14 protein-coding genes are annotated in these 17,282 nt (G+C 65.2%); 6 read left to right on the top strand and 8 right to left on the bottom strand.

Annotated features, from left to right (window positions below; all coding sequences use genetic code 11):
* The first annotated feature begins 9 nt into the window (after positions 1-9).
* Both ISP25_RS13500 and ISP25_RS13495 read left to right on the top strand, forming a co-directional pair.
* Complete coding sequence (locus ISP25_RS13500) at positions 10-2,061, top strand: S9 family peptidase (RefSeq protein WP_404614556.1); 2,052 nt, start codon at positions 10-12, stop codon at positions 2,059-2,061.
* A gap of 215 nt (positions 2,062-2,276) precedes the next feature.
* A complete protein-coding gene (locus tag ISP25_RS13495; protein WP_404614554.1) occupies positions 2,277-2,870 on the top strand; it encodes an HAD family hydrolase in 594 nt (197 codons plus the stop codon).
* Positions 2,871-3,019: 149 nt separating this feature from the next.
* On the opposite strand, the gene ISP25_RS13490 is transcribed toward ISP25_RS13495, so the two are convergent.
* From ISP25_RS13490 to ISP25_RS13475, 4 genes are all read right to left on the bottom strand, one after another.
* On the bottom strand, positions 3,020-4,129 hold the full coding sequence (locus ISP25_RS13490; protein WP_404614552.1) for a hypothetical protein: 1,110 nt from the start codon (positions 4,127-4,129) through the stop codon (positions 3,020-3,022).
* Between the two features lie 55 nt (positions 4,130-4,184).
* Positions 4,185-5,276: a PA0069 family radical SAM protein gene (locus tag ISP25_RS13485; protein ID WP_404614550.1), complete on the bottom strand. Its 1,092-nt coding sequence runs from the start codon at positions 5,274-5,276 to the stop codon at positions 4,185-4,187.
* Between the two features lie 54 nt (positions 5,277-5,330).
* Positions 5,331-5,894, bottom strand: coding sequence for an acetate uptake transporter (locus ISP25_RS13480; RefSeq protein WP_404614548.1), 564 nt, complete (start codon positions 5,892-5,894; stop codon positions 5,331-5,333).
* A gap of 151 nt (positions 5,895-6,045) precedes the next feature.
* Positions 6,046-7,482: a hypothetical protein gene (locus ISP25_RS13475; RefSeq protein ID WP_404614546.1), complete on the bottom strand. Its 1,437-nt coding sequence runs from the start codon at positions 7,480-7,482 to the stop codon at positions 6,046-6,048.
* A 181-nt stretch (positions 7,483-7,663) separates the two neighbouring features.
* Here ISP25_RS13475 and acs point away from each other — a divergent pair, with 181 nt between their 5' ends.
* Both acs and ISP25_RS13465 read left to right on the top strand, forming a co-directional pair.
* Positions 7,664-9,604: an acetate--CoA ligase gene (gene acs, locus ISP25_RS13470; RefSeq protein ID WP_404614544.1), complete on the top strand. Its 1,941-nt coding sequence runs from the start codon at positions 7,664-7,666 to the stop codon at positions 9,602-9,604.
* Positions 9,605-9,701: 97 nt separating this feature from the next.
* Positions 9,702-10,379 (top strand): response regulator transcription factor, encoded by a 678-nt coding sequence (locus ISP25_RS13465; protein ID WP_404616314.1) that lies wholly within the window; start codon positions 9,702-9,704, stop codon positions 10,377-10,379.
* A gap of 108 nt (positions 10,380-10,487) precedes the next feature.
* Here ISP25_RS13465 and ISP25_RS13460 read toward each other — a convergent pair whose 3' ends face one another.
* Complete coding sequence (locus ISP25_RS13460; RefSeq protein WP_404614542.1) at positions 10,488-14,006, bottom strand: PAS domain-containing hybrid sensor histidine kinase/response regulator; 3,519 nt, start codon at positions 14,004-14,006, stop codon at positions 10,488-10,490.
* A gap of 74 nt (positions 14,007-14,080) precedes the next feature.
* Here ISP25_RS13460 and ISP25_RS13455 point away from each other — a divergent pair, with 74 nt between their 5' ends.
* Together ISP25_RS13455 and ISP25_RS13450 are read left to right on the top strand one after the other, a co-directional pair.
* Positions 14,081-14,725, top strand: coding sequence for a 4'-phosphopantetheinyl transferase family protein (locus tag ISP25_RS13455; protein ID WP_404614540.1), 645 nt, complete (start codon positions 14,081-14,083; stop codon positions 14,723-14,725).
* A 43-nt stretch (positions 14,726-14,768) separates the two neighbouring features.
* Complete coding sequence (locus ISP25_RS13450; RefSeq protein ID WP_192159109.1) at positions 14,769-15,512, top strand: pyridoxine 5'-phosphate synthase; 744 nt, start codon at positions 14,769-14,771, stop codon at positions 15,510-15,512.
* A 169-nt stretch (positions 15,513-15,681) separates the two neighbouring features.
* Here the strand turns inward: ISP25_RS13450 and ISP25_RS13445 are convergent, their stop codons facing one another.
* From ISP25_RS13445 to ISP25_RS13435, 3 genes are read right to left on the bottom strand one after another with little or no spacing between them, the layout of a single operon-like run.
* On the bottom strand, positions 15,682-16,095 hold the full coding sequence (locus ISP25_RS13445; RefSeq protein ID WP_192159107.1) for an ExbD/TolR family protein: 414 nt from the start codon (positions 16,093-16,095) through the stop codon (positions 15,682-15,684).
* Between the two features lie 6 nt (positions 16,096-16,101).
* Positions 16,102-16,524 carry an ExbD/TolR family protein gene (locus ISP25_RS13440; RefSeq protein WP_192159105.1) on the bottom strand — a complete coding sequence of 141 codons (423 nt, stop codon included), beginning with the start codon at positions 16,522-16,524 and terminating at the stop codon, positions 16,102-16,104.
* An 11-nt stretch (positions 16,525-16,535) separates the two neighbouring features.
* Positions 16,536-17,282: a MotA/TolQ/ExbB proton channel family protein gene (locus ISP25_RS13435; protein ID WP_192159103.1), complete on the bottom strand. Its 747-nt coding sequence runs from the start codon at positions 17,280-17,282 to the stop codon at positions 16,536-16,538.

Genomic DNA, 17,282 nt, shown 5'->3' with positions numbered 1-17,282 from the left:
GTTCGCACCATGCCGAAGTCCTCGCGTCTCCTCGTTTCACTGGCCCTTTCCGCCACACCCCTGCTCGCGTTGGCCGCAGCAGACACGCCTGCCACCCAGTCCGCTGCGCAGGCCAAGCAGACCTTGCCCAAGCTCGACAAAGTCCAGCGCATTGGCGACGTGGCGTTGTCGCCCGACGGCACGCACCTGGCATGGGTGCAGGAAGGCAAGCAAGCCGTGATCGAACTGGCCGACGCCGATGGCAAGCACGCGCAGGCACTGGAAGTGGGTGCCAAACTCGCCGATTGCAGCAAGGGCGATCTCGCCTGGTCGCCGGACTCGCACCAGCTCGCCTTCATCGCCAACTGCGGCCACGACCTCACCAACACCGAGGCGATGCACACGGACGTCTATCTGGCCGACGCGGACGGCAAGAGCGCACCGCGCGAAGTGGCCAAGCTCACCGGCTACGCCCGTGCACTGGCGTGGACGGCCAACGGCAAGTCGCTGGGTTTCCTCTACGTGCCCGGCGCCACGCGTCACGCCACCGCCACTGCTGCGGGCAAGCCGCAGGTGGGCGTGATCGGCGAGGACGAGCACGAGGAAATCCAGCGCGTTGCCAGCCTCGACGTAGCCAGCGGCGCCGTGCACACGCTCACGCCGGCGTCGATCTACGCCTACGAATTCGGCTGGTCGACGGACGGGTCGCGCATCGCCTATACCGCCGCGCCGGCACCGGGCGACAACAACTGGTGGGTGGCGAAGCTCTACGTGCAGGATGCGAAGGAAGGGGCTGCCCCACGCGTGGTGGTCGATCCATCCACCGTTAGCGGCTCCTTGCACGGCCTGCAGATGGCGCTGCCGCGCTGGTCGCCGGATGACTCGCGCATCGCCTTCATCGGCGGCCTGATGAGCGATCAGGGCGCCACCGGCGGCGATCTCTACAGCGTGTCGCCCAGTGGCGGCGAGCCGAGCAACCTCACCTCCGGTATCGCCGTTACGCCGCAGTGGTTTGCCTGGGCCGGCAAGGACGCCCTGACGGTAAGCCAGAACGCCAAGGGCAAGGTGCAGCTGGCCCGTTACGACATCCGCGGCGAACAAGCCAGCGCGCAGGCGCCCTACTTCACGGTGCCGGCGATGATCGGTGCCGGCGGCGCGGTGCTTTCGGTGTCGCTGTCCGCCGACCACCAGCGCGTGGCCTTCGAACAGAGCTCCTACGAGCACGCGCCGGAAGTGCATGCCGGCAAGCTCGACGGCACGGCGCCGCCTGCCGTCACTTCGCTCAACGCCGGGCTCAAGCCCGCGTGGGGCAAGGCCGTGTCGGTCGAGTGGAAGAACGAGGGCCGCGACGTGCAGGGCTGGCTGCTCTACCCGGCCAACTACGACCCGCACAAGACCTATCCGATGATCGTGAGCGTGCATGGCGGTCCGGCCTGGGGTGTGCTGTCCACCTGGCCAGGCATGGGTGCGATGTATGCCGCTGAAGGCTACTTCGAGTTCATGCCCAATCCGCGCGGCAGCTTCGGCCAGGGCGAAGCCTTCGTGCAGGCCAACCGCAAGGACTTCGGCTACGGCGACCTGCGCGACATCCTCGCTGGCGTCGACGCGGTGGAGAAGATGGCGCCCGTGGACGACCATCGCCTCGGCCTCACCGGCTGGAGCTACGGCGGCTTCATGAGCATGTTCGCGCCCACCCAGACCCAGCGCTTCCGCGCCGTGGTCGCCGGCGCCGGCATCTCGGACTGGCAGAGCTACTACGGCGAGAACCAGATCGACCAGTGGATGATCCCCTACTTCGGCGCCAGCCTGTATGACGACCCGGCGGCCTACGCCAAGAGCTCCGCGCTCAGCTTCATCAAGCAGGCCAAGACCCCCACGCTCATCATCGTCGGCGACCGCGACGAGGAATGCCCCGCGCCGCAGTCCTTCGAGTTCTGGCACGCGCTGAAGACCCTCGGCGTGCCTGCGCAGCTGGTGGTGTATCCGAACGAAGGCCACCACTTCGCCAACCCGGAGCACACCCGCGACCTGCAGCAGCGCTCGTTAGCGTGGTTCGCGAAATACCTGCCGGCGTCGAAATAGGCAGTGGAACGACTGGCCTTCCTGGATGGGAAGGCCAGTCGGTCACCCTCCCGTTCAAGCAGCGGATAGGCCGTGCGCGAAGCCGCCACATTGACTCGCGCGTGGTGATAACCGATGGTCGCCTGTCGCGACGTCAATGGCGATTTCCGTCGCCCTGCTGAACTTGCCTGCCATTTGTAGCAACGGCGCCCACGCTTGGCCACGGACGACTACGCATGAACCTCGCCCTGTTCGATTTCGACGGCACCATAACCACCCGCGAGACGATGTCCGATTTCATGCGTCTGGCGGCGACGCCACTGCGGCGCGCCCTGGGCATACCTGTGTTCGCGCCACTGCTTGCCGGTTACAAGATGGGACTCCTCGCGGGCACGACGATACGCCAGGCGGTGACGGCATTCGGATTCCGCGGCGTACCAGCCACACGGGTCCATGCAGCCGGGGACCGTTTCGCCATCGAGTACATCCCCGGCATGTTGCGCCCCGAGGCCATGCAGCGCATCGCCTTGCATCAGGCACGGGGCGACAAGGTGGTGGTGGTTTCCGGAGGCTTCGACTTTTACCTGGCGCCATGGTGCAGGCAGCACGGCCTGGAATTGATCTGCTCGACCCTGGAAACCCGCGGCGAACGCCTTACCGGCCGCTACCTTGGCGCGCAATGCATAAGCGAGGAAAAGGCGCGGCGCGTGCGCGAACGCTACGATCTCGCCGCCTACGGGCAGTGCTATGCGTATGGCGACACGCATGAAGACGAAGCCATGCTGGCGCTGGCACAGAGGAAGTTTTACCGCGGCGTGGAGAGGATCTGACTCGCCGGACCGGATTGGCAACGATCGATTGTCCTTTCGATGCGCGTATCGTCGATCTGCCCGGCAACCGCGCGTCCCGACCATGGTGCTGCGCATCGCCACGCTTCCGTTGGCAACAAACAGCAAGAAAGCGGCGCGGTGCTTCCGACCTAGCCGCTGGCCCCGCGGCGCGCCTGCGATTGCGCCTGCACCGCCACATCATCGACCAGCGATGTCGCCGCCTGGCTCAATCCGGCGTGGCCCTGGATACGGGGCAACCAGTCGCGCGCGATCAGGTCGTAGTCCGGTGCCGGCCATGCACGCTGCCAAAGCCCATTCTTTTCGGCATACGGGACATAGCCTGGCATCTGGCGTGCCGCCAACTGGCCCGCCGTGTAGAACAGCACGGCATGCCACAGCGTCTTCGGCACCGCCGCACTTGCACCCGCATGCTGGCGGTCCAGTGCCTTCTCGGCATCCTCCATCGCCGCGGTCAGCTTGTCGACCATGCCATGCGATGCCTCGTGGAAAACCATTTCCAAGGAAGCCTGCCCCTGGTAAGACGCTTGTGTGGAGGTGATAGTGATGCGTACCGGCGCCAACGTCGTGTAGGCGCCAGCCCAGTTGGCGTAGCCCACCACGTCGACCCGGACGGGAGACGCCGGCCAGGGATGTTCGTAGACCTTCGTCAATGCTTCGCACATCGCCGAGCCATGCGCCGCGAGCAATGGTCGAAGGCCGGCGATCCAGCGGTGATTGCGCGAATCTTGCGCCGGCCACCAGTACTTGCGGTAGATCGGTGCAGCTTGCAGCAGCATCGCCTTCAACGTTGTCGGGATGTCCGTCTGGGCCAGGTCGGACGAATCCGTAGCATCCTCCAGCTGGTTCTTGATCTGCCCCATCCCGGGATCGAAGAGCAGGTCGCGCGACACCATCGATTTCTCGTAATAGGCGACAACGGCATTCCACTCGCCGCTTTCGGAAGTGTCGAGACGCTGCTGTGTTGCCGTGTCGTCCGCCTCCAGTCTGCTCGGATGAGGACGGTTCTGGCTGGCTGCCGCCACGGCCGAGACGTACAGGAAATGGTGCAAGTTGACCCAGAAGTCGCTGTGGAAAGCGAACAGGGCAGCCGGGCTCGCGCAATCTGCGGGTGGCGGGGCTGCAGGGCTTGGCGCGGGTTGTCGGGCATCCACCATACCCGCGAACAACAGGCATGCCGGCACCCAGCAGCCGAGTGCGAGCGACTTCAGGATCGACCTGCCAAGCCAGCGACGAAGCATGCTTCCACTCCGCATAAGCGCCAAACCGACTGGCGCAGTCTAGCCGGAATGCCGCTCAGAACAGCTCTCCCTGCGGTGACGGCTTGCGCGGAGGCACGAAGCGCGAGATATCGAGTTGGAGTTCGCGAGCACGGCCGAAGCCGTGGCGGCGGCAGGCGATTTCAAAGCGCTTGCGCAGCAATTCCGCGAATACGCCATGGCCGCGCATGCGCGTTGCGAAGTTGCTGTCGTAGTCCCGGCCGCCGTTCATCTGCTGCACCAGGCTCATCACGTGGGCAGCGCGATCCGGTGCGTGCAACGTCAGCCATTCGCGGAACAGCTGCTTCAATTCCCATGGCAGACGCAGCACGGTATAGCCGGCACAACGCGCGCCGGCCTCGTGCGCGCGCTCGAGCACGGCCTCCATGTACATGTCGTTGAGCGCGGGGATGATGGGCGCAACGAGCACGCCCACCGGCACGCCGGCTTCGGCCAGCGCGGCGACGGCCTTGAGGCGGCGATGCGGTGCACAGGCGCGCGGCTCGAGCTTCGCGGCGAGATGGTTGTCCAGCGAATTCACCGAAACGAATACCTGCACCAGTTTCTCCCGCGCCATTGCGACCAACAGGTCGATGTCGCGTTCGACCAGTGCGTTCTTGGTGACGATCGTGCACGGGTGGTGGCATTCGGACAGCACTTCCAGCGCGGCGCGGGTGAGTCGCCATTTCTTTTCGATCGGCTGGTACGGGTCGGTGTTGCTGCCGATGTTGATCGGCTTGGGCACATAGTGTGGTTTTGCCAGTTCGATGCGAAGCACCTCGGCGAGGTTGGTCTTGGCACGCAGCTTCGTCTCGAAGTCCAGGCCCGGTGAAAGATTGAGATAGCTGTGCGAAGGGCGCGCGAAGCAATAGACACACCCGTGTTCGCATCCGCGAAATGGGTTCAGTGCCTGCTCAAAAGCAATGTCTGGCGAATCGTTGCTGGTGATGACACTGCGTGCACGCTCCTCGGTGACGCAGGTCCGCGGGCGCGGCGCGGCTTCGTCCAGCAGTGTGCTTTGCCAGCCGTCGTCCTCGGTGTGGTGCCGGATGGTCTCGAAGCGCCCTTCCGGATTGGAAGCGGCGCCACGGCCTTTGATCGCTCGTGCTGGAATGAAGGAATCGTCCATCCGCGCAGCGTGCCGCCAAGGCATCTCACCGCACGCGACACCTGCGCGCGAGCATCAACCAATCGGCAATACGGTGCGTTGCTGGCTGTCGTTGATGATCTCGGCGGCAGACAGATAGAACGCGAGGACGGCGGTAAGCAGGCCCGTGTAGCCTCCCGCCTGATGCAGCCTCGCCATGCCGGTCCATTCACCCGCGGCAAGCAGGAAGAAGGTGATCCACAGCGCGAGGAAAATCATTTGCAGCGCGCGCGGTGCACGCAGCGTGCCCAGCCACATGTAGAAGGTGAACACGCCCCACAGGAACAGGTACCAGCCGACGAAGGCTGGTGGCACCTTGTCGTGCAGGAACAGCACGAACAGCGCGAACGACCACCAGAATGCGCCGTAGCTGAGGAAGGCGGTGGCGCCGAAGGTGTTGCCGCGGGGCAGCTCCATCACGCCGGCGATCGCCTGCGCGGTACCGCCATAGGCTAGTGCGCAGGCCAGCACCATGCCCATGGCGTCGCCGTCGAACCAGCCGGCGTTGATCATGCTGAGCAGCCAGGTGGTCAGTGCGAAACCGGCCAGGCCAAGTGGCGCTGGGTTGGAAAACTTCGTTTGCGTGCTTGCGTCGCTCATCGTGCGACTCCCAGTGGACGAATAACGGTGGCCACGGCGGTGTATGACGAGCCGTCACGTGCTTCGCATCGGTACGTACCGGGTACAGGCGCGTGCCCGCATGTGGATCGGATGACGGCGGCACAAATCCTGTACACCGCTTTCATCGGGCTCAGAAGTGGTACAGCGCGCTCAGGCTGACCTGGTTGCCGCTGGTGGTCTTGGTGTCGATGCCATTGGTGGTGCTGTCGAGCCACCCGTACAGCCATTCGACGCCGAGTTCGTAGTTGCCGGCCGCGTAGGTGAGGTCCATCCCGGTCTGGCGGCTGCGCAACAAGCCGGTGGAGCCGTTGCCCATCCAGCGGATCACGTCGTCCTTGTTGGGCTTGCTGCTGGCGTAGACCGCGCTGAGGTTCCAGCTGGGCGTGAAGTTGTAGCCCGCCTGCAGGTAACCGCCGGTGTCCTTGATGTCGCCGAACTGCGACAGGTCGCCGAACACTTCGCCCAGACCCTTGCCGGTGTAGACATTGGCGCGGAACACCCAGGGACCGGGCTTCCACTGGCCGCCCACTTCGTAGCCGACGCTCTTCACGTTGGATTGCACCGGCGTCGCCACGGTGCCGCTCACGCCGCGCAGGTCCACGGTGCTGTAGTGCGCCACCGCATAAGCCAGCCAATTCGCGCCCTGCACGTGCAGTCGCGCCTCCACCTGCGGACGGAAACCGGCATTGCCCGCGGTGAGGTAATTGATGTTGTTGACGGCCGCATCCGGCCCGTTCCATGAACCTTCGAACGCGCCCATGTCCAAACGCCACTGCACGCCGCCGCTGCCGTGGTTGAGATCCTGCATCCACACCACGCCGGGATAACGCCAGCCGATCATGCCGGTGCCGAAACCCAGCGGGAATGCGATGTGCGACAGCGAGGCAGTGACGCTGTCGAGCGGGAACAGCAGATCCCACTGCTGGCCGATGCGTACCGTGCTGCCGCTGTCGGCGTTCACCAGGTCCATGTAAGCCTGGCGCAGGCGCGGGATCGGCTGCTGCTGCGCATAGGCGCCGGTGCCGTTGTAGCCGCCGAAGAAATCCATCTCGATGCGGCCACCGCCCGTCCAGTCGCCGGCCAGCCGCGCACCGCTGAAGTCCAGCCAGAAGCGCGTGTTGCGCACGTCCACCCCACTGAGCGTGCCGTTGGTGGATGTGGACGACGGGTATTCCGCATTCTGGCCGTTGCCGTAGACGAAGCTCTTGTTCTGGCTGAAGGCCGAGGCGCTGATGAAGCCGTGCAGCGCCACCGACAGACCCGGCGCACTGCTGAACACCGGTTTGCCTGTGTTCGTGGCGGGCGCGGCGGCGACGTTCTGCGCCCCGGCAGCGGGTGTGCCTTGTGCGGTCTGGCTCGCGGGCTGCTGCTGCTGCGTCTGGATCATCGCCTTGAGCTGGGCAACCTCCTGCTCCAACTGATCCACCCTCTGCTCCAGCTGTTGTTCGCGCGTGCTGTCACCGGTGCTGCCGGTGGTTTGCGCCGACGCCGCCCAGGGCAACGAAAACGCAACGGCAACGCCCAGCGCCAACGGTGCACGGCAACGACGAACGAGTGTCGGGCTCATGGGACAGCCTCCCCTTGGAGTGGTGGCGCCGAGCATGGTCACGCTTTCGCACATGCGGCTATTCGCCGATGGTCTTAACTTCGACCAAAGTCGATACGCCGGGTCCTTCGACACTCTGGCGACCTCGTTACACTCAAACGTCTGCCTATGCCGCCTATACCCTTGTCTTCAGGAGACTTGCATGTCCACGATCCATCCCGTCGACCCCGCATTCGCCGCCAAGGCGCGCATCCGTCTGGACGATTACGAGCGGCTGTACGCCGAGTCGGTAAAGGATCCCGAGACCTTCTGGGCCAAGGTGGGCGAACGGCTGGACTGGGCGAAGAAGCCGACCAAGATCAAGGACGTCTCCTACGATCCGAAGAACCTGCACATCCGCTGGTACGAGGACGGCACGCTCAACGTGGCGGCCAACTGCCTCGATCGCCACCTCGCGGAACGCGGCGACAAGGTGGCGATCATCTTCGAGGGCGACGATCCCAACGAGTCGCGCAAGCTCACCTACCGCGAGCTGCACGCCGAAGTGTGCAAGTTCGCCAATACGTTGAAGCACCTCGGCGTGACCAAGGGCGACCGCGTGGCGATCTACCTGCCGATGATCCCCGAGGCGGCGGTGGCGATGCTGGCCTGCGCGCGCATCGGCGCGATTCACTCGGTGGTATTCGGCGGCTTCTCGCCGGACTCGCTGGCCGGACGCATCGCGGACTCGGCTTGCAAGGCCGTGATCACTGCCGACGAAGGCGTGCGAGGCGGCAAGAAGATCCCGCTCAAGATCAACGTGGATGAGGCGCTCAAGCGTCCCGGCACCAACAGCGTGGAAACCGTGGTGGTGGTCCGCCGCACCGGCAGTGCGGTGCCGATGCAGTCGCCGCGCGACCGCTATTGGCACAATCTGATGGAGGGCCAGAGCGCCGACTGCCCGGCCGAACCGATGGAAGCGGAGCATCCGCTGTTCATCCTCTACACCTCCGGTTCCACCGGCAAGCCGAAGGGCGTGCTGCACACCAGCGGCGGTTACCTCGTCTATACCAGCTACACCCACGAATGCGTGTTCGACCTGCGCGAGGACGACGTCTACTGGTGCACTGCCGATGTGGGCTGGGTCACCGGCCACAGCTACGTGGTGTACGGCCCGCTGGCCAACGGCGCCACCACGCTGATGTTCGACGGTGTGCCGAACTATCCCGATTTCAGCCGCTTCTGGCAGGTGGTGGACAAGCACAAGGTGTCGCTGTTCTACACCGCGCCCACCGCGATCCGTGCACTGATGCGCGAAGGCGAAGCACCGGTCAAGAAGGCTTCGCGCGCCAGTCTGCGCGTGCTCGGCACCGTGGGCGAGCCGATCAACCCCGAGGCGTGGGAGTGGTATCACCGCGTGGTGGGCGAGAGCCAACGCCCCATTGTCGATACATGGTGGCAGACCGAAACCGGCGGCATCCTCATCACCCCGCTGCCCGGCGCCATCGCCACCAAGCCCGGCTCGGCCACCAAACCATTTTTCGGCGTGAAACCCGCCATCGTCGATGCCAGCGGCGAAGTGCAGCAGGGCGCCTGCGAAGGCAACCTGCTGATCACCGACTCGTGGCCCGGCCAGATGCGCACGGTATACGGCGACCACCAGCGCTTCATCGAAACCTATTTCAGTGCCTACCCGGGCAATTACTTCACCGGCGACGGTGCGCGTCGCGACGAGGATGGCTACTACTGGATCACCGGTCGTGTGGACGACGTGATCAACGTCAGCGGCCATCGCATCGGCACCGCCGAGGTGGAAAGCGCGTTGGTGTCGCACCCGAAAGTCGCCGAAGCCGCCGTGGTCGGTTGCCCGCACGAGATCAAGGGTCAGGGCATCTATGCCTACGTCACGCTGATCGCCGGCGAGACCGGCAGCGACGAGTTGAAGAAGGAGTTGGTCGCCTGGGTGCGCAAGGAAATCGGTCCCATCGCCACGCCTGATTACATCCAGTGGGCTCCCAGCCTGCCCAAGACCCGCTCGGGAAAGATCATGCGTCGCATCCTGCGCAAGATCGGCGAGAATCAGCCCGACCAGCTCGGCGATATCTCCACCCTCGCCGATCCCAGCGTGGTGAAGAGCCTCGTCGAGGAACGCCTGATCAAATGAGCCACGGTAGGAGCGCACCTTGCGCGCGAATGCTCCTGCTCCGATCAGCGCCAAGGCATTCGCGCGCAAGGTGCGCTCCTACCGATTCCATCGAACCATGCCCGACATCCTGATCGCTGACGACCACCCCCTGTTCCGCGACGCCCTGCAGCGCGCAGTACTCGCCGCGCTGCCGCGGGCGCAGGTACGCAGCGCCGAAAGCGTGCAGGGCCTGTACTCGTTGATCGAGCAATACCCCGACGCCGATTTGCTGCTGCTCGACCTGCACATGCCCGGCGCGCGCGGCTACTCCGCGCTGGCGCATATCCGGGGGCAATACCCCGGCCTGCCGATCATCGTCGTATCCGGCCATGAAGAAGCGCAGGTCGCGCGCCGCGCGCTGGCCCATGGCGCCGCGGCCTACATCCCAAAATCCACGGCGGGCGACGAGATCGTCCGCGCCATCCGCGCCGTGCTCGATGGCGACGTGTGGTTGCCGCCTCAACTCGTTGGAGGCAGCGCCGAGCTGCAGCCCGATGAAGCGGACATCGCTGCCCGCGTCGCTACGCTGACCCCCCAACAATTCCGCGTGCTCACCATGATCGCCGAAGGCCTGCTCAACAAGCAGATTGCCTGGGAACTCGGCGTATCCGAAGCGACGGTGAAGGCGCACATGACCGCCATCATGCGCAAGCTGGGCGTCAACAACCGCACGCAGGTCGCCCTCGCCGCCAGCCACCTCGCCGTGGAACCTGGCGCGATGCAACCGCTGCTGGTGGACGAGGAAAACGAGTGATCCGACCTCTGGAGTACGGGCGACAACAGCCTGTGCTGGGTGTTCGCGTGGAGCAGTCGGGGCCACGCCAATCCAGGCATGCGCAGCCGCTCACCCAGGCTCGACGCGCTATTCGCACGTGCGTTGCGCACGCTCGTGCGTCCACGCCGCCCTCTCCTGCTTCTTCACCAGCGCTGTCAGCAGCGCACGCAACGCTGCGGGTCTTACCGGTTTGTGCAACAACGGGTAGCCCAGTGCGCGGGCGCGCTGCTTGAGCTCGCTGCTGCCGTCGGCAGTGATGAGGGCGGCCGGAGGAAGCGAGACATGATTGGCACGCAGTTGTTGCAACGCCTGCAGACCGTCGGTGTCGTCGGCAAGGTGGTAGTCGGCGAGTATGAGATCCACCGGCCCGCGCTCCAGCTCGACAGCCGCAGCGGCCGCATCGCGGGCGGTGCGACAATCCACGCCCCAACGGCTCAGCAGGATGCGCATGCCATCGAGGATGGCGATGTCGTCGTCGAGGCACAGCACCGTGAGCGGCAATTGCTCGTCGCCGCCGACGCCGCTGACACGGCGCACACCTTGCCGGCGCTCGGGTGCGGCGGCGGCGCGCGGTGTGACCACCGCGAAGCAGCTGCCATGGCCCGGGCGCGATTGCAGGTCGAGCCGATGATTGAGCATGGTCGCGATGCGATCGCAGATGGACAAGCCCAGGCCCAGGCCTTTCTCGCCCCAGGGTGAAGGCTGCTCCAGCCGCTGGAACTCGCCGAAGATACGCGCGCTCTGCTCGGCGGGAATGCCTGGGCCGCTGTCCCACACTTCGATTCGCACCTTGCCACTGTTGCGGCGGACACCCAGGAGCACGCCACCGTGATGGGTGTAGCGCAACGCATTGGAAAGGAAATTCTGCAGCACACGGCGCAGCAACTGCGGATCGCTGCGTACCGCCAGCCGTGTGCGCGCCACGCGCAGGCGCAGGCCGCGCTGCTCGGCCAACGGGGCGAATTGGCTTTGCAGCGAATCGAACAGCTCCGCCAGCGCGAAATCGGCGATCTCCGGTCGATACGTTCCCGTGTCGAGGCGCGATGTGTCGAGCAAGGCATCGAGCAAGTCCTCGGCGGCACGGAAGGCTACGTCGATGCGTTCGGCGAGCTGGCGCGATTCCACGTCCAGTTGCGGTTGCTGGCGCAATGCGGAAGTGAACAGGCGCGCAGCATTGAGCGGTTGCAACAGGTCATGGCTGGCGGCGGCGAGGAAACGCGTTTTCGACGCATTGGCGGCTTCCGCGGTGCGCTGTGCCTGCGCCGTGGCGGCCAACGCTTCGCTCAGCTCCGCGGTGCGTTGATCCACGCGTTGTTCCAGTGTTTCGTTCGCCTCTATCAGTGCCTGCTCGGCTCGCTTGTATGCTGTGACATCCGTGTAAGTGGTGACATAGCCCCCGCCGGGAAGCGCGCTGCCGCGCATTTCTATGGTGCTGCCGTCGGCACGCACGCGCTGGAAGACATGCGGCGTACCGGCGCGCAGGTGGGCGATGCGCTTGGCCACGTGGCCGCCCACCTCGCCGGGACCGCACTCGCCATGCTCGGCATTCCAGCGGATCAGGTCGGCCACCGGCACGCCCACGTAGACCATGCCGTCGGGGTATCCGAACAACTCCAGGTAGCGCCGGTTCCATGCCACCAGGCGCATGCCGGCGTCGACCACGCTGATGCCCTGCGAGACGTTTTCCAGCGTCGAGGAGAGCAGTTCGCGGTTGAAACGCAGCTCCTGCGAAGCCTCGTCCATCAGCGCCATGGCCTCGGCGATGTCCAGGCCCGAGCCGGAGAGCATGCCCATCAGGATGCGCCGCGCGCTGGCCGCACCCACCGCGCCGGCAAGCAGGCGCTCGGTGTGCTGGATCAATGCACGATCCGCCGTTTCGCTGGGCTGCAGCGGACGACCGCGGCGCTCTTCATGTTCGGCGAAGGCGCGCTCGGTGCCACGCTGGCCCACGATGCGCGTGGCGATAGTGCGAAGGTCAGCCACCGCCACACGGCCGCGCCAGTCTCCCGCGCCATTGCGGCTGGCTGTATGCGGGGTGACGAAGAGCGCGGCATGCAGGCGCTCCTCCAGATTGGGGTGCCAGCGCAACGAGACGAACACAAGGCAAGTCACGTTGGCCAGCAGCGACCACAGCGTGCCGTATAACAACGGGTCGTCGCTGCCCAGATGAAATGGCGCCAGCGAATGCCACCAGCCTGGGCCGGATGCGGTACTCCACTGCCATCCACTTGCGTGCAACATCGTCGGCAGCAACAAGGTACAGACCCATACTGCGAAACCCGCCACCAGGCCGGTGGCTACACCGCGCTGACTTGCACCGCGCCAGTACAGCGCCGCCACAATGGCTGGCGCCAGTTGCGCCACTGCCGCGAAGGCGAGCAGGCCGGTCGCGGCGAGGTTTTCCGTATCGGCCACCGTGCGGTAATAGCCATAGGCCAGTATCGCCAGCACCACGATGGCGACGCGGCGCACCCGCAGCACCAGCCGCGAGACGTCGCTCAGGCGCTCCAGTTGCAGGCGGCGCACGCGCAGCAGCGCAGGCATCACCAGGTCGTTGCTTATCATCGTGGACAGCGCCACCGCCGACACGATCACCATGCCGGTGGCTGCGGAGAAGCCGCCCACGAAGGCCAGCATCGCCATGCCATGGCTGCCCAGTGCCAGCGGCAGGTTGAGCACCCACGCATCGGCCATCCCGTCGCGCACCGCAGGCAACGGCATGCCGGCCGCCACGATGGGCAACACCGCAAGAGTGATGGCCAGCATATAGAGCGGAAACATCCAGCGCGCACGATTGAGGTCACGCGGGTCTTCGCACTCAACCACTCCGATCTGGAACTGCCGCGGCAGGCAGAACATGGCGAGCAACGCCAGCATGGTCTGCACCATGTAACTTGCCGACGACAAACCGTTGCCCGAATGCTGCGGCAACAGCTTCGCGCTTGCCGCCAGGCCCGGTCCGTGATGCAGGGCATACAGCGCAAGCGCCACAAACGCGACAAGCTTGATGAGTGATTCCAGCGCAATCGCCAGCATCATGCCGTGATGGTGTTCGGTGGCATCGATGCTGCGCGTGCCGAACAGGATGGCGAACGCCGCCAACAGTCCCGCACACCACAGCGCGGGGTCCGTCAGGACCGGATCGCGCAAATCCGGCGCACTGCCACCCAGCACCGCGAACGACATCGCCACTGCCTTCAACTGCAACGCGATGTACGGCAGTACCGCCATGACTGCGATCGCGGCCACCAATGCGGCCAGCCCGTGCGACTTGCCGAAGCGCGCGCCGATGAAGTCGGCGATCGAGGTGATATTGCGCTGCTGCGCCACTTCCACCAGGCGGCGCAGGAGGCCGAAGCCGAACACGAACAGCAACACCGGGCCGAGATAGATCGGCAGGTAACCCAAGCCATGGCGGGCCGCCGTGCCCACCGCGCCGTAGAACGTCCACGACGAGCAATACACCGCCAAGGCCAGCGCGTAGACGATGGGGCGCAGGCGCGGCTGGCGCGGGTACAACGGCCGCCGGTCGCCCAGCCACGCCACGCCGTACAACACGCCCACGTACAGCAGCGCGACGAGCAGCAGCAGCCAGCCTGCAATCAAGCGCCCACCCCCACTCTTCGACAACGCAAACCGCCGGCTTGTGCGCGACGGCGTCTGTCCGCCAGCATGCGCGCATGCATGCCATCCACGGATTCCCACCTGCGAAAGTAGCAGAGCCTCTGCGGGCTGACGAGATTCACGTCTGGCGCCTGCATCGGCCCAAGGGCACGGGGCGGGACCCGCTGCTGTCCCTGATCGCGCGCTACCTGGGTATAGAGGCAGCGGATGTCCGGCTGGCGGAGAACGAACATGGCCGCCCTAGGCTGGATGCAAGGCATGGCGATGCGCTGGACTTCAACTGGTCGCACAGCGGCGAGCAGGCGCTAGTGGCGCTGGCGCGCGGGGTCGCCGTCGGCATCGACCTGGAGCAGCGGCGCAAGCGCGCCAATGCGCTGGCCATTGCGCGACGATTCTTCACCGCCGAAGAAGCCGATTGGCTGGACACCCTGGACGAGGAGGCGCAGCGCACGGCCTTTCTCGAACTTTGGACTGCGCGCGAGGCTGTGCTGAAGGCGCTGGGTCGCGGCATCGCATTCGGGCTGGATCGGCTTTCGTTCCGCCACGAAGCAAATGGACTTGTGCTGCAACAGCTCGATGGTGACGATCCCGCCGCGTGGCATTTGAGCAGTCTCGACATCGGTACCGACGCACTCGCCGCACTGGCCTGGCGCGGCGCACCACGCTGCATCCGCACATTCGCGCTTGCCGACGACGAGTGATCGCGGCAGTGTTGTATTTCTTTCTCCATCGCAGATCGCCGGCATGACCCTGCTCAGCGTCAACCTCAACAAGATCGCCGTGTTGCGCAACTCGCGCGGCGGCACCGAGCCCGACATCTGCCGCGCGGCGCAGACCTGTATCGAGAACGGCTGTGGCGGCATCACGGTGCATCCCAGACCGGACATGCGCCATGTGCGTCCCGAGGACGTGCGCGCGCTGGCCGCGATGTTGCGCGGCCGGGTCGAATACAACATCGAAGGCAATCCCTTCGCACCGCCGCGCGGCGGCTATCCGGGCCTTATCGCATTGGCGCGCGAAGTACGCCCCACGCAGGTGACGCTGGTTCCCGACGGCGACGGCCAGATCACCTCCGACCACGGCTTCGACCTGTCGAATGACCTTGAACGCCTGCGTCCACTGGTGGACGAACTCAACGCTATCGGCTGCCGCGTCAGCCTGTTCGTGGACAGCGGCCCACAGGATTTCGCGGCGGCAAAGGCCCTAGGTGTGCAACGCATCGAGATCTACACCGGCCCTTACGCCGAGGCATTCGCCGAAGGCGAGCCTGACGCCGTGCTCGCGGATTGCGCCGCCACCGCGCGGTTGGCACAGCAGGCGGGCTTGGCGGTGAACGCAGGCCACGATCTCAGCCAGGCCAACCTGGGAACGTTCAAGGCCGCAATCCCGGGCCTGGCCGAGGTATCGATCGGCCATGCGCTGATTGGCGAGGCACTCTACGAAGGCTTGGCCTCCACGGTGCGCAACTATCTGCAGATCCTGCGTTAAAGCTTCCGTCCCCGGAAAGCGGAACCTGTGCTCGATGGTGTTGCCGCTTCGCTTGGAACCAGGACATCCGTACGCGAGGTTCACTCGACAGGCATCCGCTCATCCCGAAAACGCCAACCCCCGCACTGGGCGGGGGTTGGCGCGGGTAACGCTGGTTCCGGCAGCCGATTTACTGGCTGTCGCTGTCGGTGAATCCGATCTTGGTCAGGTTGTACTGCTTGGCGTCGGCCAGCACGGTAGCGACGTACTGGTAGGCGACGGTGTTGGCAGCCTTGATCTGGATTTCCGGCTGGTTGGTCTGCTGGGCGACCACCGCAAGCTGTGCCTTGAGACCCAGCTCATCGACCGGCGTGTCGTTCCAGTAGAACGCACCCGACTGGTCGATCTTGAGGTTGATCGGTTCCGGCGGATTGGTCGGCGGGATCTGGTTCGGGTTCGGCTGCGGCAAGTCGATCTTGATCTTCAGCAACGGAATCGGCGCGGTCACCATGAAGATGATCAGCAGCACCAGCATCACGTCGATCAACGGCGTGATGTTGATGTCGGCCATCGGGCCGCCCGTGGACTTGGTGGAGAAAGCCATGGTTCGTTACTCCTTCACCGGGGCGGACGTCATGAAGCCGACATGCACCATGCCCTGATCCTTGGCGTCACTGATGGCCTTGAACACCGTTTTCCACTGGATGCCCTTATCGGCGCGAATCTGCAATTCCGGTTGCGGCGTCTTTTGCGCCGCCACCGCCAACTGCGACTTCAGCTGCGTTTCGCTGACCAACTGATCCTGCAGATACCACGTACCGTCTTCCTTGATGGCCAGATCTAGCGGCGGTGTCTCAATCTTAGCCTCATCGCTCTTGGGAGCCGCGACCGGCACCGTGACGGTGACCGTATGGGACATCAGCGGTGCCGTGATCATGAAGATGATCAGCAGCACCAGCATCACGTCAGCCAGTGGCGTGACGTTGATTTCCGAAACCGGACCGCCGGTATTGCCTCCGACGCTCATTGCCATGGATCAGACCCTCACTCGACGCGCGAGCCAGTCGCGAAGAAGTCGTGCAGGTCGTGCGCGAATTCGTCGAAACGGGCGAAGATGACGCGGTTCGAACGGTTGAAGAAGTTGAACGCGAGCAGCGCAGGGATAGCGGTGAACAGACCGATGGCGGTCATGATCAGCGCTTCGCCCACGGGGCCGGCCACTGCGGTCATCGAAGCGTTGCCGCTGGCGGCGATGCCGATCAGGGCGTGGTAGATGCCCCACACGGTACCGAGCAGACCCACGAACGGAGCCGACGAACCGACGGTGGCGAGCAGGGTCTGGCCGCCTTCGAGGCGGAGGCTCTCACGAGCCACGGCCTGGCGCAGCGCGCGGTCGACGAACTCGGAGCGGCTCAGCGACTCGGCCAGGCCACCCTTGTTCGCCTGCTGGTGATGGGCCACCGCGGAAGCGGCGTCCAGCGCGATCTTCGAGAACGGCTCGCCCTTGGGCTGGGCTTCCAGCTCGCGGATGGCGTCCTGGGTGGAACTGTTGTTCCAGAAGCCACCGATGACCTTGTCGGCGCGGCCGCGCACCATCGAATTGCGGATGGCGTTGGCGATGATGAAATACCAGGACAGGAAGGACATCACCACGAGAGTGATGAACACCACCCAGCCCAGCCAGTCGAAGCCGTGGGCGAGGTTGGCGAAGCCCATCTGCTTCATGGCTTCGGCATTGGAGTTGCCAGCCACCTGGGCGGCATCGGTCGGTGCAGGAGTCTGTAGGAACAT

The organism is Rhodanobacter hydrolyticus, from assembly GCF_044904645.1.
This window is presented reverse-complemented; position numbering and strand designations above follow the sequence as displayed.

Excerpts from the sequence above, each read along its gene's own strand:
- ISP25_RS13500 (WP_404614556.1), top strand. The coding sequence starts at position 10 with ATGCCGAAGTCCTCGCGTCTCCTCGTTTCACTGGCCCTTTCCGCCACA.
- ISP25_RS13495 (WP_404614554.1), top strand. The coding sequence starts at position 2,277 with ATGAACCTCGCCCTGTTCGATTTCGACGGCACCATAACCACCCGCGAG.
- ISP25_RS13490 (WP_404614552.1), bottom strand. The coding sequence starts at position 4,129 with ATGCTTCGTCGCTGGCTTGGCAGGTCGATCCTGAAGTCGCTCGCACTC.
- ISP25_RS13485 (WP_404614550.1), bottom strand. The coding sequence starts at position 5,276 with ATGGACGATTCCTTCATTCCAGCACGAGCGATCAAAGGCCGTGGCGCC.
- ISP25_RS13480 (WP_404614548.1), bottom strand. The coding sequence starts at position 5,894 with ATGAGCGACGCAAGCACGCAAACGAAGTTTTCCAACCCAGCGCCACTT.
- ISP25_RS13475 (WP_404614546.1), bottom strand. The coding sequence starts at position 7,482 with ATGAGCCCGACACTCGTTCGTCGTTGCCGTGCACCGTTGGCGCTGGGC.
- acs (WP_404614544.1), top strand. The coding sequence starts at position 7,664 with ATGTCCACGATCCATCCCGTCGACCCCGCATTCGCCGCCAAGGCGCGC.
- ISP25_RS13465 (WP_404616314.1), top strand. The coding sequence starts at position 9,702 with ATGCCCGACATCCTGATCGCTGACGACCACCCCCTGTTCCGCGACGCC.
- ISP25_RS13455 (WP_404614540.1), top strand. The coding sequence starts at position 14,081 with ATGCATGCCATCCACGGATTCCCACCTGCGAAAGTAGCAGAGCCTCTG.
- ISP25_RS13450 (WP_192159109.1), top strand. The coding sequence starts at position 14,769 with ATGACCCTGCTCAGCGTCAACCTCAACAAGATCGCCGTGTTGCGCAAC.
- ISP25_RS13445 (WP_192159107.1), bottom strand. The coding sequence starts at position 16,095 with ATGGCTTTCTCCACCAAGTCCACGGGCGGCCCGATGGCCGACATCAAC.
- ISP25_RS13440 (WP_192159105.1), bottom strand. The coding sequence starts at position 16,524 with ATGGCAATGAGCGTCGGAGGCAATACCGGCGGTCCGGTTTCGGAAATC.
- ISP25_RS13435 (WP_192159103.1), bottom strand. The coding sequence starts at position 17,282 with ATGTTCCTACAGACTCCTGCACCGACCGATGCCGCCCAGGTGGCTGGC.